The organism is Algihabitans albus (assembly GCF_003572205.1).
GTDB classification, from domain to species: domain Bacteria; phylum Pseudomonadota; class Alphaproteobacteria; order Kiloniellales; family DSM-21159; genus Algihabitans; species Algihabitans albus.
This window is the reverse complement of the sequence record NZ_QXNY01000004.1, coordinates 550,095-567,831: the sequence shown is the minus strand read 5'-3', so window position 1 is coordinate 567,831 and position 17,737 is coordinate 550,095. Positions and strand designations below refer to the sequence as shown.

General features: G+C 65.3%; 17 protein-coding genes. 6 read left to right on the top strand and 11 right to left on the bottom strand.

All coding sequences use genetic code 11. The features are described 5' to 3' along the window. Positions 1-11 precede the first annotated feature (11 nt). Together DBZ32_RS12795 and DBZ32_RS12790 are read right to left on the bottom strand one after the other, a co-directional pair. Positions 12-1,139 carry an FIST signal transduction protein gene (locus tag DBZ32_RS12795; RefSeq protein WP_119167513.1) on the bottom strand — a complete coding sequence of 376 codons (1,128 nt, stop codon included), beginning with the start codon at positions 1,137-1,139 and terminating at the stop codon, positions 12-14. Continuing rightward, a complete protein-coding gene (locus DBZ32_RS12790) occupies positions 1,136-1,777 on the bottom strand; it encodes an arylesterase (protein WP_119167512.1) in 642 nt (213 codons plus the stop codon). The genes DBZ32_RS12795 and DBZ32_RS12790 overlap by 4 nt, the downstream gene beginning before the upstream one ends. A 176-nt stretch (positions 1,778-1,953) precedes the next feature. Here DBZ32_RS12790 and DBZ32_RS12785 point away from each other — a divergent pair, with 176 nt between their 5' ends. The 4 genes from DBZ32_RS12785 (at position 1,954) to DBZ32_RS12770 (ending at position 6,664) form a co-directional block, all read left to right on the top strand. Next, positions 1,954-2,685 (top strand): ABC transporter ATP-binding protein, encoded by a 732-nt coding sequence (locus DBZ32_RS12785; RefSeq protein ID WP_235830179.1) that lies wholly within the window; start codon positions 1,954-1,956, stop codon positions 2,683-2,685. A gap of 7 nt (positions 2,686-2,692) precedes the next feature. Next, positions 2,693-5,266 carry an ABC transporter permease gene (locus DBZ32_RS12780; RefSeq protein WP_119167511.1) on the top strand — a complete coding sequence of 858 codons (2,574 nt, stop codon included), beginning with the start codon at positions 2,693-2,695 and terminating at the stop codon, positions 5,264-5,266. 124 nt (positions 5,267-5,390) lie between these two features. Then, a complete protein-coding gene (locus tag DBZ32_RS12775) occupies positions 5,391-6,119 on the top strand; it encodes a Bax inhibitor-1/YccA family protein (protein ID WP_119167803.1) in 729 nt (242 codons plus the stop codon). Positions 6,120-6,319: 200 nt separating this feature from the next. Continuing rightward, positions 6,320-6,664 carry a hypothetical protein gene (locus DBZ32_RS12770; RefSeq protein ID WP_119167510.1) on the top strand — a complete coding sequence of 115 codons (345 nt, stop codon included), beginning with the start codon at positions 6,320-6,322 and terminating at the stop codon, positions 6,662-6,664. A gap of 42 nt (positions 6,665-6,706) precedes the next feature. On the opposite strand, the gene DBZ32_RS12765 is transcribed toward DBZ32_RS12770, so the two are convergent. The 9 genes from DBZ32_RS12765 to DBZ32_RS12730 all read right to left on the bottom strand — a co-directional run bounded on the left by DBZ32_RS12765 (position 6,707) and on the right by DBZ32_RS12730 (position 15,040). Continuing rightward, the gene (locus DBZ32_RS12765) at positions 6,707-7,462 is read right to left on the bottom strand and encodes an SURF1 family protein (protein ID WP_119167509.1); all 756 of its coding nucleotides are present in this window, start codon (positions 7,460-7,462) and stop codon (positions 6,707-6,709) included. A 5-nt stretch (positions 7,463-7,467) separates the two neighbouring features. Continuing rightward, positions 7,468-7,767, bottom strand: a complete 300-nt coding sequence (locus tag DBZ32_RS12760; protein ID WP_328587487.1) for a DUF983 domain-containing protein — start codon at positions 7,765-7,767, stop codon at positions 7,468-7,470. Positions 7,768-8,039: 272 nt separating this feature from the next. Then, positions 8,040-8,873, bottom strand: coding sequence for a cytochrome c oxidase subunit 3 (locus DBZ32_RS12755; protein WP_119167507.1), 834 nt, complete (start codon positions 8,871-8,873; stop codon positions 8,040-8,042). Positions 8,874-8,978: 105 nt separating this feature from the next. Beyond that, on the bottom strand, positions 8,979-9,623 hold the full coding sequence (locus DBZ32_RS12750) for a cytochrome c oxidase assembly protein (protein WP_119167506.1): 645 nt from the start codon (positions 9,621-9,623) through the stop codon (positions 8,979-8,981). A 9-nt stretch (positions 9,624-9,632) separates the two neighbouring features. Then, on the bottom strand, positions 9,633-9,779 hold the full coding sequence (locus DBZ32_RS22120) for a hypothetical protein (RefSeq protein ID WP_208539211.1): 147 nt from the start codon (positions 9,777-9,779) through the stop codon (positions 9,633-9,635). Beyond that, entirely contained in the window at positions 9,776-10,735 is a 960-nt protein-coding gene (locus tag DBZ32_RS12745) for a heme o synthase (protein WP_119167505.1), read from the bottom strand. The genes DBZ32_RS22120 and DBZ32_RS12745 overlap by 4 nt, the downstream gene beginning before the upstream one ends. A gap of 109 nt (positions 10,736-10,844) precedes the next feature. Next, entirely contained in the window at positions 10,845-12,455 is a 1,611-nt protein-coding gene (gene ctaD, locus DBZ32_RS12740) for a cytochrome c oxidase subunit I (protein WP_119167504.1), read from the bottom strand. Between the two features lie 64 nt (positions 12,456-12,519). Then, positions 12,520-13,377: a cytochrome c oxidase subunit II gene (gene coxB, locus DBZ32_RS12735; protein ID WP_235830178.1), complete on the bottom strand. Its 858-nt coding sequence runs from the start codon at positions 13,375-13,377 to the stop codon at positions 12,520-12,522. A 316-nt stretch (positions 13,378-13,693) separates the two neighbouring features. Continuing rightward, entirely contained in the window at positions 13,694-15,040 is a 1,347-nt protein-coding gene (locus tag DBZ32_RS12730) for a DUF3422 family protein (protein WP_119167503.1), read from the bottom strand. A gap of 154 nt (positions 15,041-15,194) precedes the next feature. Between DBZ32_RS12730 and tldD the strand changes: the two genes are divergently transcribed. Next, on the top strand, positions 15,195-16,625 hold the full coding sequence (tldD, locus tag DBZ32_RS12725) for a metalloprotease TldD (RefSeq protein ID WP_119167502.1): 1,431 nt from the start codon (positions 15,195-15,197) through the stop codon (positions 16,623-16,625). A 184-nt stretch (positions 16,626-16,809) separates the two neighbouring features. Continuing rightward, positions 16,810-17,703, top strand: coding sequence for a phosphate/phosphite/phosphonate ABC transporter substrate-binding protein (locus DBZ32_RS12720; RefSeq protein WP_119167501.1), 894 nt, complete (start codon positions 16,810-16,812; stop codon positions 17,701-17,703). Positions 17,704-17,737 lie beyond the last annotated feature (34 nt).

Below are 17,737 nucleotides of genomic sequence, written 5' to 3'. Positions count from 1 at the left end.
GAAAGGTACCTCTAAAGAAACAGCGTCAGAACGCCGGTGTAGCCGTAGAGGCGGTCGTGACAAATCTCGCCGTTGCCGAAGAAACCGATCATCGGTACCTCGGCTCCGCCGCCGGCGCGTGCCAGCGCCTCCTGCACGAGCGTTGCCTCCAACCCCTCTTGGCCGAAGAGGCTGCGTCCGCGCGCCACGCAGGAGAAATAAAGTGCGGCCCTCGGTACGCTGTCGGCACGCGCCAGCGTTTCGCTCAGCATGCGCTCCAGGTCCTTCCGGGCACTGGCCGGATCGCGGCGGACGAAGACCATGGCCCGGCCCGGTTCGACCGGCTCGCCGACCGCGATCAGACCGCGCTCCGCATCGATCCCCACAAGATTGCGAACCAGATAGTCGGAGCGGTCGGAGTTCTGCAGCGGAAAAGCCACATGAATGTAGCCAGCCGCGCGGCGCAGGTCGCGCGCCAGCAGTTCGCCGACATCTTCCTTCAGGACCTCCAGCGCCGGACGTTCGTCGAGGGTCGCGACGACATTGCGCTCGGCCGAGGTGATTCGACGCACCGGCCCAACCGGCGAACAGCCTTGGCTGAGACCGACGGCGACGGGCAGGGCGCGATCCAGGATCGCGCCCGACAGGCCGTGACCCTGCGGGGCGTCGTGGAGCCGTTCGCCGAAGGTGACGAAGCGATCCGAACCGCCCGCCAGGCCGCCGACAAGATAGGATTCGGCTCCGGCCAGGGCCATCAAGCCCTCGGTCACCTCCAGACTGCGCGGGTCGCCGTGCACGATCCCGAGCCCGGGGGACCGCGGCGGCGGCCTGTCGGGTTCGATGACCTGCACGAGATCGTCGGTCAGATCCGCGACCATCAAAGCGACGGCGGGACGGTCGTAGAACTCGCGCGGTCCGGCGATGATCCCGCCGCCGACCGTGCCGATCCAGCGCGACACGCCGGTCCGCTGCCGCAGCAGCGGGACGAGTCGGCCCTGCAGCGGCCACATCGCTTCGTTGACATAGACGATGCCGAGTCCGCCGGCCTCGGCCGGCTGGCCGAGCCGTGCCATCGCAGCTTCGATCGCTTGCTCCGGCGTATCGCCAAGACCGTAGGCGTCGCGGAAGCCGGTTGCGGCGACGGAGAGACCGTCGTTCATCCCTCGGCCGCCGCGCTCCGCTCGCGGACTCGCAAGATCAGCTCTTCGACCTTGGGGAAGATGTTCTCGACGATCGTCGCAACACCCTCGGCGTTCGGATGGATGCCGTCCGCCTGGTTGAGCTCCGGCACGGTCGCAACGCCCTCGAGAAAGAAGGGATAGTAAATCGGGTCGTATTTCGCTTGCAGGTTCGGAAACACGGCGTCGAAGGCCTCGGCGTAGTCGCTGCCGAGATTGCGCGGCGCCAGCATACCGGCGAGCAGCACGGGAATACCGGCGCGCTCCAACTCCTCCAGCAGCCCATCGAGATTCTGCATCGTGTTGGCGGGCTCGATCCCGCGCAAACCGTCGTTGGCGCCCAACACGACGATCACCGCATCGGGATCGTCGGCCAGGGCCCAGCCGATCCGGGCCAGTCCGGCTGCGGTGGTGTCACCCGAGTTGCCGGCGTTGAGCACGGTGACCTCGCCGTAGCCTTCGTCCTGCAAACGCGCTTCCAGCTGCGCCGGAAAGGGTTCGCCGGCGGGCAGGCCGTAGCCGTGAACCAGCGAGTCGCCGAAGGCCATGATCTTGAGAGGCTCCGCCTGGGCCGGGACGGCGAAGGCGAGAGCCAGCAGTAGGGGAGCGAGAATGCGCATAGCGCCCCAAGAGTTAAGCGTCCCGCGCCGACGATCAAGCGACCTTTCGGCCGACTGATCGGCCTGGGTCCCGCTTACGTAGAGTCATCTGTGACTTCCAATCCAGCGACAACCGCCCATATCCGCCCATATCCCTTGCCTTAACTTCGCCTGAGCCGGCCCGCCAAGGAGACTCCATGACCGAGCCGATGATCCGTTTGAACGATCTCGTCCTGACTTACAGCAACGAAGCGGGACCGGTCGAGGTGCTGCGCCGGATCGAGCTCGATGTGAGGCGCGGCGAAACGGTCTCGGTCGTGGGCCCGTCGGGTTCGGGCAAGTCTTCGATGATGATGGTCATGGCAGGCCTGGAGCGCGCCACCTCCGGGACCGTCGGGATCGACGGGACGGACCTCGGCGGTCTGGATGAGGACGCCTTGGCGCGTTTTCGCGGCGAGCGGATCGGAATCGTCTTTCAGGACTTCCACTTGATCCCGACCATGTCGGCCCTGGAGAACGTGGCCGTACCGCTGGAACTTGCGGGACGGCGCGACGCCTTCGAGCAAGCGGCCGAGACGCTCCAGCAAGTCGGCCTCGACCACCGCCTCACCCACTACCCCGGCCAACTGTCCGGTGGCGAACAGCAGCGCGTAGCTCTCGCCCGCGCCTTCGCGGTACAGCCGCGTTTGCTCCTGGCCGACGAACCGACCGGCAACCTGGACGGCAATACCGGCGAGAAGGTCATCGAACTGTTGTTCGATCTCGTCACGCACCAGGGCACGACCCTGGTGCTCATCACCCACGACCCCTCGCTCGCGCAACGCTGCAGTCGCACGGTGCGCCTGGCCGACGGACAGATCGTCGACGACGGCACGATCTCGGCGGCGGCCGGCGAGCCTCCGGAACCCCAGTTGGCAACAGGAGCCTGAGGCGAATATGGCCGAAGCGATCCTTCCCGCGTCGCGCGGCGCGCGACGCGCAAGTCCCAACGGTCCGCTCGCCCTTCGTCTGGCGCGGCGCGAACTGCGTGGCGGCCTCAAGGGGTTTCGCATTTTTCTGGCCTGTTTGCTGCTGGGCGTCGCCGCCATCGCCGGTGTCGGCTCGCTGTCGTCGGCCATGCTCGACGGTCTGGCCCAGAATGGCCGCGCGCTCTTGGGCGGTGAGGTGGAACTGCGATTGATCCACCGAAAGGCGACCGATTTGGAAGTCGCCTGGCTGCAGGACAACTCCGAACGGCTGTCGCGAACCGCCGAAATGCGCGGTATGGCCCGCAATGTCGAGGCACCGGACACGCGCCGCCTTGTCGAGCTGAAGGGCGTTGACGGTCTTTACCCGCTCTACGGCGAAGCGACCAACAACGAAGGTATTGCTCTGGAAGCCGCCCTGGAGCGGCGCGACGGCGTCTGGGGCGTACTGGTCGACGAAGGGCTGTTGTTCCGCCTCGACCGCGAGATCGGCGACCGGATCGGCATCGGCGAGGTCGAGTACGAGATCCGCGGAACGGTTGCGCGGGAGCCGGACCGGGCCGCCCGCGCCTTCACGCTCGGGCCGCGCGCCATGGTCGCGCTCGATTCCTTGGCCGAGACCGGCTTGGAACAGCCCGGCGCCCTGATCTACTACCATTACAGGCTCGATCTGCCGGCCGGCGAGAGTTTGCCCGAGTGGCGCCAACGCCTGGGCGACGAGCTGCCGGGCGCAGGCTGGCGGGTCCGCGACCTGCAGAACGCGGCACCCGGTCTCGCCGACTCGGTAGAGCGCGTGGCGCTTTTCATGACCCTGGTCGGGCTGACTGCCTTGCTGGTCGGCGGTGTCGGCATCGCCAATGCGGTCCGCGCCTTCTTGGACGAAAAACGCGCCACCATCGCGACGCTGAAGTGTCTCGGCGCGCCCGCGTTCCTGATCTTTCAGACCTATCTGCTCCAGGTTCTGGCCCTGGCGTGCCTGGGAATCCTCGCCGGACTGGCACTGGGTGCCGCCGTGCCGCTGGCCGCCGCGCCGCTTCTGGAGGCGCGGATGGGCTTCGATTTCGCCGGCGGCGTCTATGCGGCCCCCTTGATCGAAGCCGCCGCCTTCGGCGTGCTGACCACGCTGGTCTTCTCGCTCTGGCCCTTGGCCCGCGCGCAGCAGATCCCTGCCGGCAGCCTGTTCCGGGACATGATCCAGCGCGCCAGCGCTCTGCCGCCGACGTGGGCCCTCGCCACTCTGGCGGTGGCGTCGGCGGCTCTGGCAGCCCTGGCGATCCTCGGGTCCGACGAACGGCGCTTCGCGGCGGGCTTCGTGGTCGGCGCCGTCGGTGCCCTGATCGCCTTCCGCCTGGCCGCGCTGGGCGTGATCTGGTTGGCCAGGCGCCTGCCGCGCGTGCGCTACCCGGGCCTCAGGCTGGCGATCGCCAACCTGCATCGCCCCGGCGCCCCGACCAGCAACGTGGTGATGTCGCTGGGCCTCGGCCTGACGGTGCTGGTCGCCATCGCCCTGGTGGAAGGCAACTTGCGGAGCCAGGTCGTCGAGGAGATGCCGGAGGAAGCGCCCGGCTTCTACTTCATCGATATCCAGCCGGAGCAGATCGAACCTTTCAAGGAATTGGTGCGCGGGTTCGACGGCGTGGAAGAAGTGGAATCCGTGCCGATGCTGCGCGGGCGCATCGTCGGCGTCAACGGCCAGCGACCGGAGGACATGGAGCTGCCGGAGGATATCCGCTGGGTCTTCCAGGGCGACCGAGGCCTGACCTGGGCACGCGAGCAGCCGGCGCGCGAAACGGTGATCCAGGGCGAATGGTGGCCGGCCGACTACGATGGGCCGCCGCTGGTCTCGCTCTACGAGGACATCCAGGAAGCGCTCGGCCTGCAGCTCGGCGACCGTCTGACCATCAACATCCTGGGCCGCGACGTCGAAGTCGAGATTGCCAACGTGCGCACCATCGACTGGTCGGAGCTGACCATCAACTTCGTGATGATCTTCTCGCCCGGCCTGTTGGAGGCCGCCCCGCAGACCTCGATCGCCACGGTGCATCTGGACGCGGCTCAGGAGTCGGCGCTTGAGCGGGCCGTCACCGACGCCTTCCCGAACGTTTCGGCGATCCGGGTCAAGGAAGCATTGGCCGGTTTCGCCGAGACCCTGCGCGACATCGCGACCGCCGTCAGTGCCACCGCCAGCGTCACGGTCTTGGCCGGCGTGCTTGTTCTGGCCGGCGCGGTGGCGGCAGGACACCATCGACGAATCTACGATTCTGTCGTGTTGAAAGTGCTGGGTGCGACCCGAAGCACGATCGGAAAGGCCTTCCTGCTGGAGTATGGCCTGATGGGTCTCGTCACGGCAGTCATCGCAGCCGTGATCGGAACGATCGCCGGCTGGGTGATCGTTACCCAAGTGATGGAGCTGGAGTTCGGGTTCCTGCCGCTTTCGGTCGCTGTCACCATGGCCTTGGCGGTTGGCGTGACGCTGCTGTTCGGCTTCGCCGGAACCTTCCGGGCGCTTTCGGTCAAGGCCGCCCCACTGTTGCGGAACGAGTAGACTCCGCGTCAAATATCGGGGGATTTTCGCAGAGTTCATGCGAGAATCGGTTGATTCGCACGTCCCGATTCCCAATATGTATGGGCGATATACGTCAAGCCACGTGATCTGGAGAGAAATGCAGATGGCAAGCCCTGATCGTCGCTATATGACGCGCAACCAGGCTGAAGTAGCGCAGATCGATGAGGGTCTGCGCAGCTATATGCTGCGTGTTTACAACTACATGTCCCTCGGCGTTGCCTTCACGGGCGCCATCGCCATGATGGTCGCGATGAACCCGGCCATGGTTCAGGCGCTGTCCGGCGGTCTGTTCTGGGTGCTCTTCATCGGCATCCTGGGTCTCGGCTGGTTCGCGCCTAAGGTCATGATGACCAAATCGGTCGCCGCCGCGCAGGCCTGTTTCTGGGCCTATGCCGCGCTCTGGGGCGCCTTGCTCGGTCCGATGTTCTACGCCTACCTGGCCGTCGACCCGATGCTGATCCCGCAGGCCTTCTTCATCACGGCCGGCACCTTCGCGGGCATGAGCCTCCTAGGATACACCACGAAGAAGAACCTCGGCCCGATGGGCGCCTTCCTCGCGATGGCCACCATCGGTCTGTTGATCGCGATGCTGGTCAACGTGTTCTTCCTTCAGTCGAGCGGCTTCGAGCTGATCCTCTCGATCGGTGTGGTCTTGGTCTTCTCCGGCCTGACCGCCTATGAGACGCAGATGATCAAGAACATGTACTACGAAGCCGACGGAGCCGAGGTGCAGACCCGCAAGTCGATCTTCGGTGCCTTCATGCTCTACGGCGCCTTCGTCGTCATGTTCATCCACATTCTGAATATTCTGGCCATACTGCGCGGCGATTAGGTCCAACGCTCAAGCGGTTGAACGGGAAAGGCCCGGGAGGCGTTCCTCCCGGGCCTTTTTCGATTCCAGGAGTGACCGCTGAATCGGCGATCGATGACATCGGGCTGCGGGAGTCGTGACCAAGATCACACCGCTGACTTCGGTTGTCGCTATTCTATCATTCGTGGAAATCGGTGAAATTTCTATCGGGAGACGGGCAGATGTTGAAGACAAGGCGTATCGCCGCCATGGCACGGACGGTCCTGGCGCCAATCGCATTCATCGGCTTGATCGTGGCCGCCACGCCGGTCTCGGCGGCTTGCATGGACGTTTTCACCGAAAAACTGGCTGAAATGGGCGTGGCCGAGAGCGACATCCGCAGCATCGAGGTCACCACGACACGAAACGCGAGCGCTGGCGCCGGCAGTCGCGTGCGGGGATACCAGGCGTGGACCCGGCTTGCGTCCTGCGACGGCTACCTGGTGGTGAGCGTGAGCAACATGTGCACCTACCGCGATGCCCACACCACCGGTGGCTGCCGCATGAGCGGCATGCCGACCTACTGAGGCAAAAGGCGATTCACGCCGACCTGCGGCGGGGCGATACCCTCAGGCGCTCGCCTCATCGCGCCGGCGGCGTTGCGACAGCACGAAAATCACGGCGGCAGCGGCAGCCAGCGTGAACCAGGTGATAGCGTACTGTAGGTGGTCGTTCTTCAGCTCCACCCGCGTCTGCCCACCGATCGGGTAGCGGCCGGAGTGCTGGTCGGCAATGGCCGCCAGGTAGAGTTGGGTGACCGGTTGGGACAGCCCTGCGGCCTCCGCCATCTCGGGCAGATCCATCCAGAGCCAGGCATTCGCGGCTGGATCGTTTTCGGGCCGCAGGAAGTCCCGCCCCTGCCAACCGCCGAGCCGAGCCAAGCCGACCAGAGTCACGATGCCCTCGGGTTGTCCATCCGCGCGCAGAGCCGGATCTTCGGCGGAGAGCGATACCCAGCCACGGTCGACCAGCAGCCGCTGACCGTCGGACAAGGCGAGGGGCGTGACGATGTGCAGTCCGGGCTCCCCACGATAAGTCCGCGCCAGCAAGCGCATTTCGCGGTCATGCAGCCAACGCCCGGTGACACGGATCGGACGGTATTCCGCCGTGCCGGGGCTCGCCAGCGCCTCGCCGAGAGTGATCGGCGCCGCAGCGGTGCGCTGCTCCATATCGGCAAGCAGCGCGATCTTCCACTCCAGGCGCTGGAGCTGCCAGCTACCCAGGCCGATCAACACCGCGACCATCAGCAGGGTCAGCAGGCTCGGCAGCAGCTTGGGCCGGAACAGAAGCCGGCCGTCGCGCAGGGGTTGGGAGTCTTCGGACATCTCGTTCAGTCGTAGTGAATGGTACCGCTGTCGCTGGCCTTGTTGCGAAACTGCAAGGCGATCAGCGTCGCCTTGAAGGGCCGCAACAGGGCGAGCGTCAGAGCCAGGATGGCAAGGGGCCAAAGCACGGCATGCAGCCAGTAGGGTGGAGCGAAGACCACCTCGACCCACCAGGCCAGCGGCACGATCACTGCGCCTAAGGCGAAGATAATGAAAACCGCCGGGCCGTCGCCGCTCTCGGCCTTCTGCAGGTCTTCGCCGCAGACCGCACAGCGTTCGGCCACTGTCAGGAAACCGCGGAACAACCGACCGCGACCGCAGCGCGGGCAGCTGCAGGAGAGCCCGGCGGTCCAGGGTGATGCCGGACGGGGTGGCGAACGACGGATTCGAGGGTCCCGATCGCTTGGCATCGGCGGCCTGCCGCTCCTTACCGCAAGAGCCGGAACTGTCCGCAAGAGGGCAAGTTCCCTATAACGCTCAACGGACGGCCCGCCTTCCGTGGCGCGCGGAGGTCCTGCTGTTGCCGCTTGCGAACCCGAGGCGCGCAAGCGGCCGGGCCGGCCTTGGGGCAGGAGCCCTAAAGCAGCTCGGGTCCCGCGCCCCACCAGTAGATGGCGACGAACAGGAACAGCCAGACCACGTCGACGAAGTGCCAATACCAGGCCGCCGCCTCGAAGCCGAAATGATGGTCCTTGGTGAAGTGCCCCTTGTAGGCGCGGAACCAGCAGACGGCCAGGAACAGCGTGCCGACGATCACGTGAAACCCGTGGAAGCCGGTCGCCATGAAGAAGGCGCTGGTATAGACGTCGTCGGCGAAACCGAAGGGCGCGTGGCTGTACTCGTAGGCCTGCAAGCCAGTGAAGAGCAGACCCAGGACGACGGTGAGACCTAGGCCCTGCAGCATGCCGCGGCGGTCGCCCTCGCGCAGCGCATGGTGCGCCCAGGTCACCGTGCAGCCCGACAACAGCAGCACCAGGGTGTTCATGAAGGGCAAGGTGAAGGGGTTGAAGGTGACGGTCCCTTCCGGCGGCCAGACACCGCCCAAGGCCTCGGTCCGCGCCACCTGCTTGGCTTCGTCGGGGAAGAGAGCCGGATCGAAGTAGGCCCAGAAGAAAGCGGCAAAGAACATCACCTCGGAGGCGATGAACAGCAGCATCCCGTACCGCAGGCCGAGCTGCACGACAGGCGTATGCACCTTCTGGAAGGTCGCCTCGTCGACCACCTCTCGCCACCAGCCGATCATGGTGATGATCACCATGATGAAGCCGATCGGCAGGAGCCAGAACGTGATGTCGTGCATGAAGAGGACCAGCCCGACGGCCAGAACGCCGCCCGACAGGGCACCGATCAGCGGCCAGGGGCTGGGATCGACCAGGTGGTAGGGATGGTTCGGCTTCGCGTGATCGCTCATTCTTCCGCCTCTCGGCTTACTGCCGGCTTTTGGCCGGCTTGCTCTGTCGTCGCGGCTGGATCAGCCGCAGGTCTGCTCGCGCTCTAACCTTGTCCGCCCGCGCAGCTACTGGCGCGGCAAGGCCGCACTTTGCGGCGCGGCAGCCGGATCGGAGCCCGGTGCCGCCTTGTCGCTCAACTGCTCTTCCTGCTCCAACTGCCGCTCCCAGTCCTCCAGGTCGCGAAAGAAGGTGTAGGAAAGCGTAATGGTGGTGACGTCGGCCGTCGCCGGATCTTCCTCGATCTCGGGGTCGACGTAGAAGCTGACGCCCATACGGGTCGCCTCGCCCTCGGCCAACTCCTGCTCTTCGAAACAGAAGCACTGGACCTTATGGAAGTAACGACCGGCCTTGGCCGGCGTGACGTTGAAGACCGCCGTTCCGACCGTCGGTATCTCCGCCGTATTTTCGGCGGTGTAGAAGACCAGGCCGGGTTCGCCCGGCACCAGCGTGACCGAGCGCTCTTCCGGTCCGAAATCCCAGGGTAGCTTCTCGTCGACCAGGGCGTCGAAGCGGACCGTAACCTGCCGCGCGCCCATATGCTCAGGCATCGCTTCCGCCACCTGGGTCGTGCCGCCGAAACCCGTCACTCGGCAGAAGAGGTCGTAAAGCGGGACCGCCGCAAAGGACAGGCCCACCATGCCAAAGACCACGCTGACCAAAGCGACGGCCACCTTGGCGTTTTTCGATCCCGCTCTGCGTGTCTCGCTCATTCGAGCCTCCTAGGCGCCCATCCGGACGATTGCCACAATGTAGACGAGGACGATGAAAGCTAACAGGGCCCCCAGCAGGGCCAGATTCTTGCCGCGCTTCTGGCGGTGGATGTCGCTGTCGCCGGACCGGCGGCGCTCTTCCGTCACGGTGCTCACCCTCCCAGCCCGACGAAGGCGACCAGACCCGGCGCCTTGTCCAGCATCATCAACCCGAAGAGGCCGAAGAGATAGGTGAGCGAGAACTTGAACATTGCCTTGGCGGGCTTGTGGTCCTCACCGTCCGCCTCCGGCGACCGCAGCACTCTCAGCGCATGACCGACAAAGGCCAATCCCAGGAGCAGGGCCGCAACGCCGTAAAGCCAACCGGTCAGACCCATGACCGCGGGCAAGGGCGCCAAGGGCAGCAGCAGCAAGGTGTAAAGCAACATCTGCCGCTTGGTCGCCGCCTTGCCGGCCACGACCGGTAGCATCGGAACGCCCACCTTGGCGTAGTCCTCGCAGCGATAGAGCGACAGCGCCCAAAAGTGCGGCGGCGTCCACATGAAAATCAAGCCGAAGAGCAGGATGGAGCCCGGATCGACGGTCCCGGTCACCGCGGCCCAGCCGATCATCGGCGGAAAGGCGCCGGCGGCCCCACCTATCACGATGTTCTGCGGAGTGCGGCGCTTCAGCCAGATCGTGTAGACGAAGACGTAGAAAAGCGTGGCGAGCGCCAAGAGGGCCGCCGCGGTCCAGTTGACCGCCAGCCCCATCACCATGACCGAGAAGATCGTCAGCACGATGCCGAAGGCCAGCGCCTCGGACGGCTCGACACGACCGGTCGGGATCGGGCGGCGTTTGGTTCGGGCCATCACCGCGTCGATGTCGCGGTCGTACCACATGTTGATGGCACCGGCCGCACCGGCCGAAACCGCGATGCAGAGGATCGCGACGGCGGCCAGAACCGGGTGCAGACTGCCCGGCGCCACGATCAGTCCGGCGATCCCGCTGAAAACCACCAGGGTCATGACCCGCGGCTTCAGCAGGTCCCAGTAATCCTGGACCTGCTCGCGCACCGGCTGTCCGGACCCGGACGCCGCCGTAACGCTCCGCTGGTAGACGCTGTCGCTCACGACCTGAAACTCTGCACTCGCCCGTCCAACTCACTCTGTTTTGCAATCGCCGCCCGCCACCGTCGGTCTCGGTGGCGGGCGGCGAAAGATGGTGCCGAGGCCGGCGCCTCTACTTGATGCGCGGCAAGGTCTCGAAGGTGTGGAACGGCGGCGGCGAGGACACGGTCCACTCCAGCGTCGTCGCACCTTCGCCCCAGTAGTTCTCGCCGACCTTGCGGCCGCTCGTCAGCACCCAGATCATCAGGCCGACGAAGAACAGCGTCGACGCGAAGGCGATGTAGGCGCCGATCGAGGAGACATAGTTCCAGAGCGCGAAGGCGTCGGGATAGTCGATATAGCGGCGCGGCATGCCCTGCAGCCCCAGGAAGTGCTGCGGGAAGAAGGCCAGGTTCACACCGACGAAGGTGGTCCAGAAGTGCAGCTTGCCGGCCCACTCCGGATAGGTCCGGCCGCTCATCTTGCCGAGCCAGTAGTAGATGCCGCAGAAGATGCCGAACACGGCGCCCAGGCTAAGTACATAGTGGAAATGCGCCACCACGTAGTAGGTGTCGTGCAACACGGTATCGATACCGGCGTTGGCCAGGACGACACCGGTCACGCCGCCCAGCGTGAAGAGGAAGATGAAGCCGATCGCCCAGAGCATCGGCGTCTTGAACTCGATCGAGCCGCCCCACATGGTCGCGATCCAACTGAAGATCTTGATGCCCGTGGGCACCGCGATGATCAGCGTCGCGATGGTGAAGTAGGCCTTGGTGTTCACATCCAGTCCCACGGTGAACATGTGGTGCGCCCAGACGACGAAACCGACCACGCCGATCGCCACCATGGCGTAGGCCATGCCCAGGTACCCGAACACCGGCTTCTTCGAGAAGGTCGAGACCACATGGCTGATGATGCCGAAGGCCGGCAGGATCATGATGTAGACCTCGGGGTGTCCGAAGAACCAGAAGAGGTGCTGGAACAGGATCGGATCGCCGCCGCCCTCCGGATTGAAGAAGTTGGTCCCGAAGTTGCGGTCGGTCAGCAGCATGGTGATGGCGCCACCCAGGACAGGCACCGCCAGCAGCAGCAGGAAAGCCGTCACCAGCATCGCCCAGACGAACAGCGGCATGCGGTGCAGGGTCATGCCCGGCGCGCGCATGTTGAAGATCGTGGTGATGAAATTGATCGCGCCCAGGATCGAGCTGGCGCCCGCCAGATGCAGCGCGAAGATCGCCATGTCTACCGACGGTCCGGAATGGCCGAGCGAGGAGGACAGCGGCGGATAGATCGTCCAGCCGGTGCCGGCACCCGTGCCGACGAAGGCCGAGCCGAGCAGCAGGAAGAAGGCCGGCACGATCAGCCAGAAGCTGATGTTGTTCATGCGCGGAAAGGCCATGTCCGGCGCGCCGATCATCAAGGGCACGAACCAGTTGCCGAACCCGCCGATCAGCGCCGGCATGACCACGAAGAAAACCATGATCAGGCCGTGAGCGGTGATGACCACGTTCCACATCTGACCGGGGTCGGCCGACAGGAACGTGAAGATCTGCATGCCCGGCTCCTGCAGCTCCATGCGCATGAGCACGGAGAAGGCGCCGCCGATCAGGCCGGCGATCACGGAGAAAATCAGATAGAGCGTGCCGATGTCCTTGTGGTTGGTGGAGAAGAACCACCGAACGAAGAAACCCGGCTTGTGATCGTGATGATCGCCGTGGGCGTGCGTGTCGCTGTAAGCCATGATCTTTCCTCGAGCCGTCGGTTGCTGACGAGCCAGTTGTTCTTATGCGTTAGACGGGCGCTGGTTAGCGGGCGGCCTGAAGGGCATCGGCCACCTGCTTGTCGCCCGGCTCCGGCAGCAGCGCGGCCTGCTGCTCGGTAATCCAAGCCTCGAAAGCCTCCTGCGAGACCACCTCGACCATGATCGGCATGTAAGCGTGGGCCGTGCCGCAGAGCTCTGAGCACTGACCGTAGTAGGTGCCCTCCTGGGTGACGTGGACCCAGGTCTCATTCAAACGGCCGGGAACGGCATCGACCTTCACCCCGAAGGACGGCACGGCGAAGGAGTGCAGCACGTCGCCGGCGGTCACCAGGATGCGCACGGTCGTATCGACCGGAATGACCACCGAGCGGTCGGTCGCCAGCAGACGGGGCAACCCCTGTTCGGCGGCTTCATCGTCTTGCAGCATGAAGGCGTCGAAGACGAAGTTGCCGTGGTCGGGATACTCGTAGGTCCAGTACCACTGCTTGCCGATCGCCTTGATGGTCATGTCGGCCTCGGGGATCACATCCTGCGCGTAGAGCAGCTTCATGGAGGGGATCGCGATGATCACCAGAATCATGACCGGCACGGCCGTCCAGATCACCTCGACCATGGTGTTGTGGGAGGTTTTCGAGGGCGTCGGGTTCGCGGAGGCGCGGAAGCGCCGCATGACGTAGACCAGCAAGGCCAGCACGAAGAGACAGATCAGCGTGATGATCACCAGCAGCAGATTGTGGAAGTCGTGGATCTGCTCCTTGATCGGCGTCGCTCCGGCCTGCAAGCCGAGTCCGCCCGGAACCGGCTGACCCAAAAGCGTTTCCTGGGCCCAAGCGCCGCCGCTGGCCAATAGACTCGCCAGCAAGGCGAAGAATGCGCCGGTCTTGCTCATCAGCTTCATCATCTTTGGTGTCTCGACCCTTATTCTTCATCGGTCCGAAGCCTGCTTTGCAGTCATTCGTCCGGGCCTGTCCTGCGATGTTTTGGCCAATGCGCCCGCAGATGACCACGGACGGAGGCCGCATATGACGGATGTGAACCTAAACCAGGGATCTTAACGCAACAAGTCAGCACCTCTGCGGCATAGTACCGCCAGGATCGGCGAACCGCCCCGGCGACTCGCCCGTGTACGCACGGTCGCGCCACGGCATCGGAATCCGATAACATATTCGCTTGCGGCAATTTGACGCAAAGCCTTGGGATGACTGACAGATTCTCCGCTACTTGCCGACGCGGTCATCCCTGCGCTCCTCCTGGCGCTCGCCACGGATCGAACGCTTGACCCGGCGCACGCCCAGCCAGATCAACAGGACGATGACCGGAATCGACAGGGCGGTGATCTGATCCGGTGCGAGCGGAAGGCCGAAGGACTTACTGCCTTTGGCCAGGTAGCCGACAAGACTGACGAGATAATAGCTGACCGCCGCAATGGAGAGACCCTCGACCGTCTCCTGCAAGCGAAGCTGCAGCTTCGCACGGCGATTCATGGACTCCAGCAGATCGCGGTTCTGCGCCTCCAGGGTCACATCGACGCGCGTGCGCAGGAGCTGGCCGGCTCGCGCGACGCGGCGCGACAGGACGTCCAGGCGATCCTGAGTCGACTCGCAGGTACGAATCGCCGGTGTCAGGCGCCGGTCCATGAATTCCTGGACCGTCTGGACTCCTTCTATGCGTTCCTCTCGAAGCTCCTGAATACGGCGCAAAACCAGTGCGTGGTATGCCCGCGCGGCGGAAAAGCGATAGCTAGTCGCCGCGGCGATCCGCTCGATTCCGGCCGAAATCTCCGTCAGGTCACGGAGCAGCCGTTGCTCGTCCTCGAGCCGGTCGCAGTCGGTCATCTCCCCCAGGCTACCCTGCAGCCGTTCCCCCAGACGCGATAGCTCGCCGCCATGCTGCCGCGCCAGAGGCAAGGCGAGCAAGGCCATCATGCGGTAGGTCTCGATCTCGCAAAGACGCTGAACCAGACGGCCAGCCTGACGCGGACCCAGGTTGACGTCGCGCACCAGCACCCGCCCGAAGCCATCGTCCCCGACCCAGAAGTTCATCCAGGTCTTGGCCGCGCCGCCTGACATCGAGGAGCCGGCGTAGTTGTCGACCCCCATCAGGACCCCGATCCGATCGGGATCCTCCTCAAGCGGTGGGGCGTCACGCGCCTCCAGTTCGACGTGCAGCCCGACCAGAAGCCGGCTCTGCATCTGCTCCAGCCAGTCGCGCGGCACCCGCTCGATCACCGGATGCGCAAAGCGCTCGACCTTGCCGTCGTCCCGCAGCGGTGCCGCTTCGCGCGCGTAGAAGGCATAGGTCGAAAACTCGGTATGGCGTTCCCAACGCAGCCGGAAGGGTCCGAGATCGACCATGTGAAAGTTGGCCGTATCGCCCGGCGGCGGCTTGCCGTAACGGCGGCAGAGCTCGGCCACCAGCGCCCGCTCCTCCGCCACTCCGCTCTCGCCGCTGTGCAGAGCGATATGCGTCACGCGCTCGCTCGGCCGCAGATGCGCAAAGGGGCGCGCATGCACCTCGCGCGTCAGCTCCTGGCGCAGTTCGTGTTCGGTCAGGCCCAAGGGCATGCGCCGTAAATCCCCTCGCTGCGCGCGGAAGAGAACTGCCCCGGCGGCCTGCCCCCTGCATTCGCGCGTTCTAGCCTCTACATTATCGTGACGGGAACTGAAACGCCCTATCCCGATCGCAGCCTATCTAGATCGCAGTGGAGAAGAGTTCGCCATGACCCACCTCGCCGAAACCGACGAACTGTTCTATGCGCGCGCCGGCCTGGATCGGCCGAAGCTGGAGGGCATCGTCGACGATGCCCTGGCCAAGGCCGACGACGGTGAGCTTTTCCTGGAATACCGCCAGTCGGAGGCCCTGGCCTTCGACGACGGGCGGCTCAAGTCGGCCAGCTTCGACACCGATCAGGGCTTCGGCTTGCGCGCGGTGGCCGGCGAGGCGGCCGGCTACGCCCATGCCAGCGAATTGAGCGAGGCGGCGGTGCAGCGCGCCGGCGAAACCGTCAAGGCGGTGCAGACGGGTCACGGCGGCACCATGGCCGACGCGCCCAGCAACACCAACCGCCAGCTCTATACGCCGGACAATCCGCTGAACGCGCTGGCTTTCGAGGCCAAGGTGAAGCTCTTGAGCGAAATCGACGCTTATGTCCGCAGCAGGGATGCGCGCGTGCGTCAGGCCACGGTCTCGCTCGCAGGTTCCTGGCAAGCGGTGCAGATTCTGCGCGCCGGCGGTGAGCGCCGGGCCGATATTCGCCCGCTGGTGCGCCTCAACGTCTCGGTGGTTCTGGAGAAAGACGGCCGCATGGAGACCGGTTCCTACGGGACCGGCGGGCGCGTCGGCTACGACGGCCTGATCGAGCCGGCGAGCTGGCAGGCTGCGGCCGACGAGGCCCTGCGCCAGGCCGAGATCAACCTCGGCTCGGTCGACACGCCGGCCGGCGAGATGCCCGTCCTGCTCGGGCCGGGCTGGCCCGGAATTCTGCTGCACGAAGCCGTCGGACACGGCTTGGAGGGCGACTTCAATCGCAAGAAAACCAGCGCCTTCGCCGGCCTGATGGGCGAGCAGGTGGCGGCGCCCGGCGTGACGGTGATCGACGACGGCACCCTGCCCGACCGGCGCGGGTCCCTGACCGTCGACGACGAGGGCACGCCGACCGAACGCACGGTCCTTATCGAGGACGGCAAGCTGGTCGGCTACATGCAGGACAGGCAGAATGCGCGGCTGATGGGCATGAAGCCGACCGGCAACGGACGGCGCCAATCCTACGCCCATATCCCCATGCCGCGCATGACCAACACTGTGATGCTGGGCGGCGAAGCCGATCCGTCCGAGATGCTGGCCGGTGTGAAGAAGGGCCTCTTCGCCGTCTCCTTCGGCGGCGGTCAGGTCGACATCACCAGCGGAAAGTTCACCTTCTCCTGCACCGAGGCCTACCTGATCGAGGACGGTAAGATCGGACCCGCCGTCAAGGGCGCGACCCTGATCGGCAACGGCCCGGAGACCATGAAGAAGGTGACCATGATCGGCAACGACATGGCACTCGACCCGGGTATCGGCACTTGCGGCAAGGACGGCCAGGGCGTGCCGGTGGGCGTCGGACAACCGTCTCTGCTGGTCTCCGCCATCACTGTGGGCGGTACGGCCTAGAAATTTTATACACAGGCCCTGTCGCCAAAGCGTCATCGTCGCTTTGCGCAAGTGACGCGGCGGTTACATGAGCCCGACACGCTAACGGTCTAGCCTGTCTCCTTCGTCGTTCGGTCTCCGCGCGATGCGGTCCACTTGGGCCGCACTGTTCCGGTCGCCGCCTTGCGAGAGGGAGAATCCTGGCATGCTCAAATCTTTGCTCACGGCCGCGGGCATCGCCTGCGCCGCACTGGCCGGCGGCCTGTTTCCCGGCACCGCGGCGGCACAGACCGTCAGCCTGGCCGTCACCGACGTGGAGGGTCTGGAGCAGCTCCAGCGCGACTGGAGACCGCTGCGCGACAAACTGCAGGCCGTGACCGGCTACGAAATCGAGTTCTTCCCTGTCAGCAGCCGCACGGCAGCTGTCGAGGCGCTGGGCGCCGAGCGATTGGATTTCGTGCTGACCGGCCCGGCCGAGTACGTGGTCATGAACAAGCTGACCGGCGCTTATCCAATCGTCGGTTTCGGACGGCCCGACTATTTCTCCGGCGTCATCGTGCTGGCCAGCAGCGGCATCGCCGGCGTGCAGGATCTTCGGGGCAGAAAGATCGCACTCGGCGACATCGGCTCGACCTCCTCCCACCTCGCCCCCTCGCAGCTTCTCGCCGACTACGGTCTCGACCCTCGCAGCGACATGGAGGTGATTCACACCAGCGAGGCGATCCAGTGGGAGGCGCTGAAACGCGGCGACGTGGACGCGGTCGGCATGAACTATATGAGCGACTTCATCGCCCTTCGCGACCAAGAGACGGAACTGCCGCCGGGCGCCTTCAAGGTCGTCGCCCGCGGGCCCGACCTGCCCAACGACGTGCTGATGGCCGGCCCCCATGTGGATCGGGAGATCGTCGAGGCTTTGCGTAAAGCCTTTGTCGAGAACTCCGACGACCTGGTCGCCGCCGTCATCGCACCGGGGGGCGAGAATACGAAGTACGAAGGCATGGCCTTCGTGCCGGAGGTGACGGACAGCGACTACGACTATGTCCGGCGTGCCTACGCCGCCATCGGGCACCCGCAGTTCGGCGAGTTCGTTGGCGAGTGAGGCCGCTCGCGCTTTAGCCGAGACGTTCGGCGCG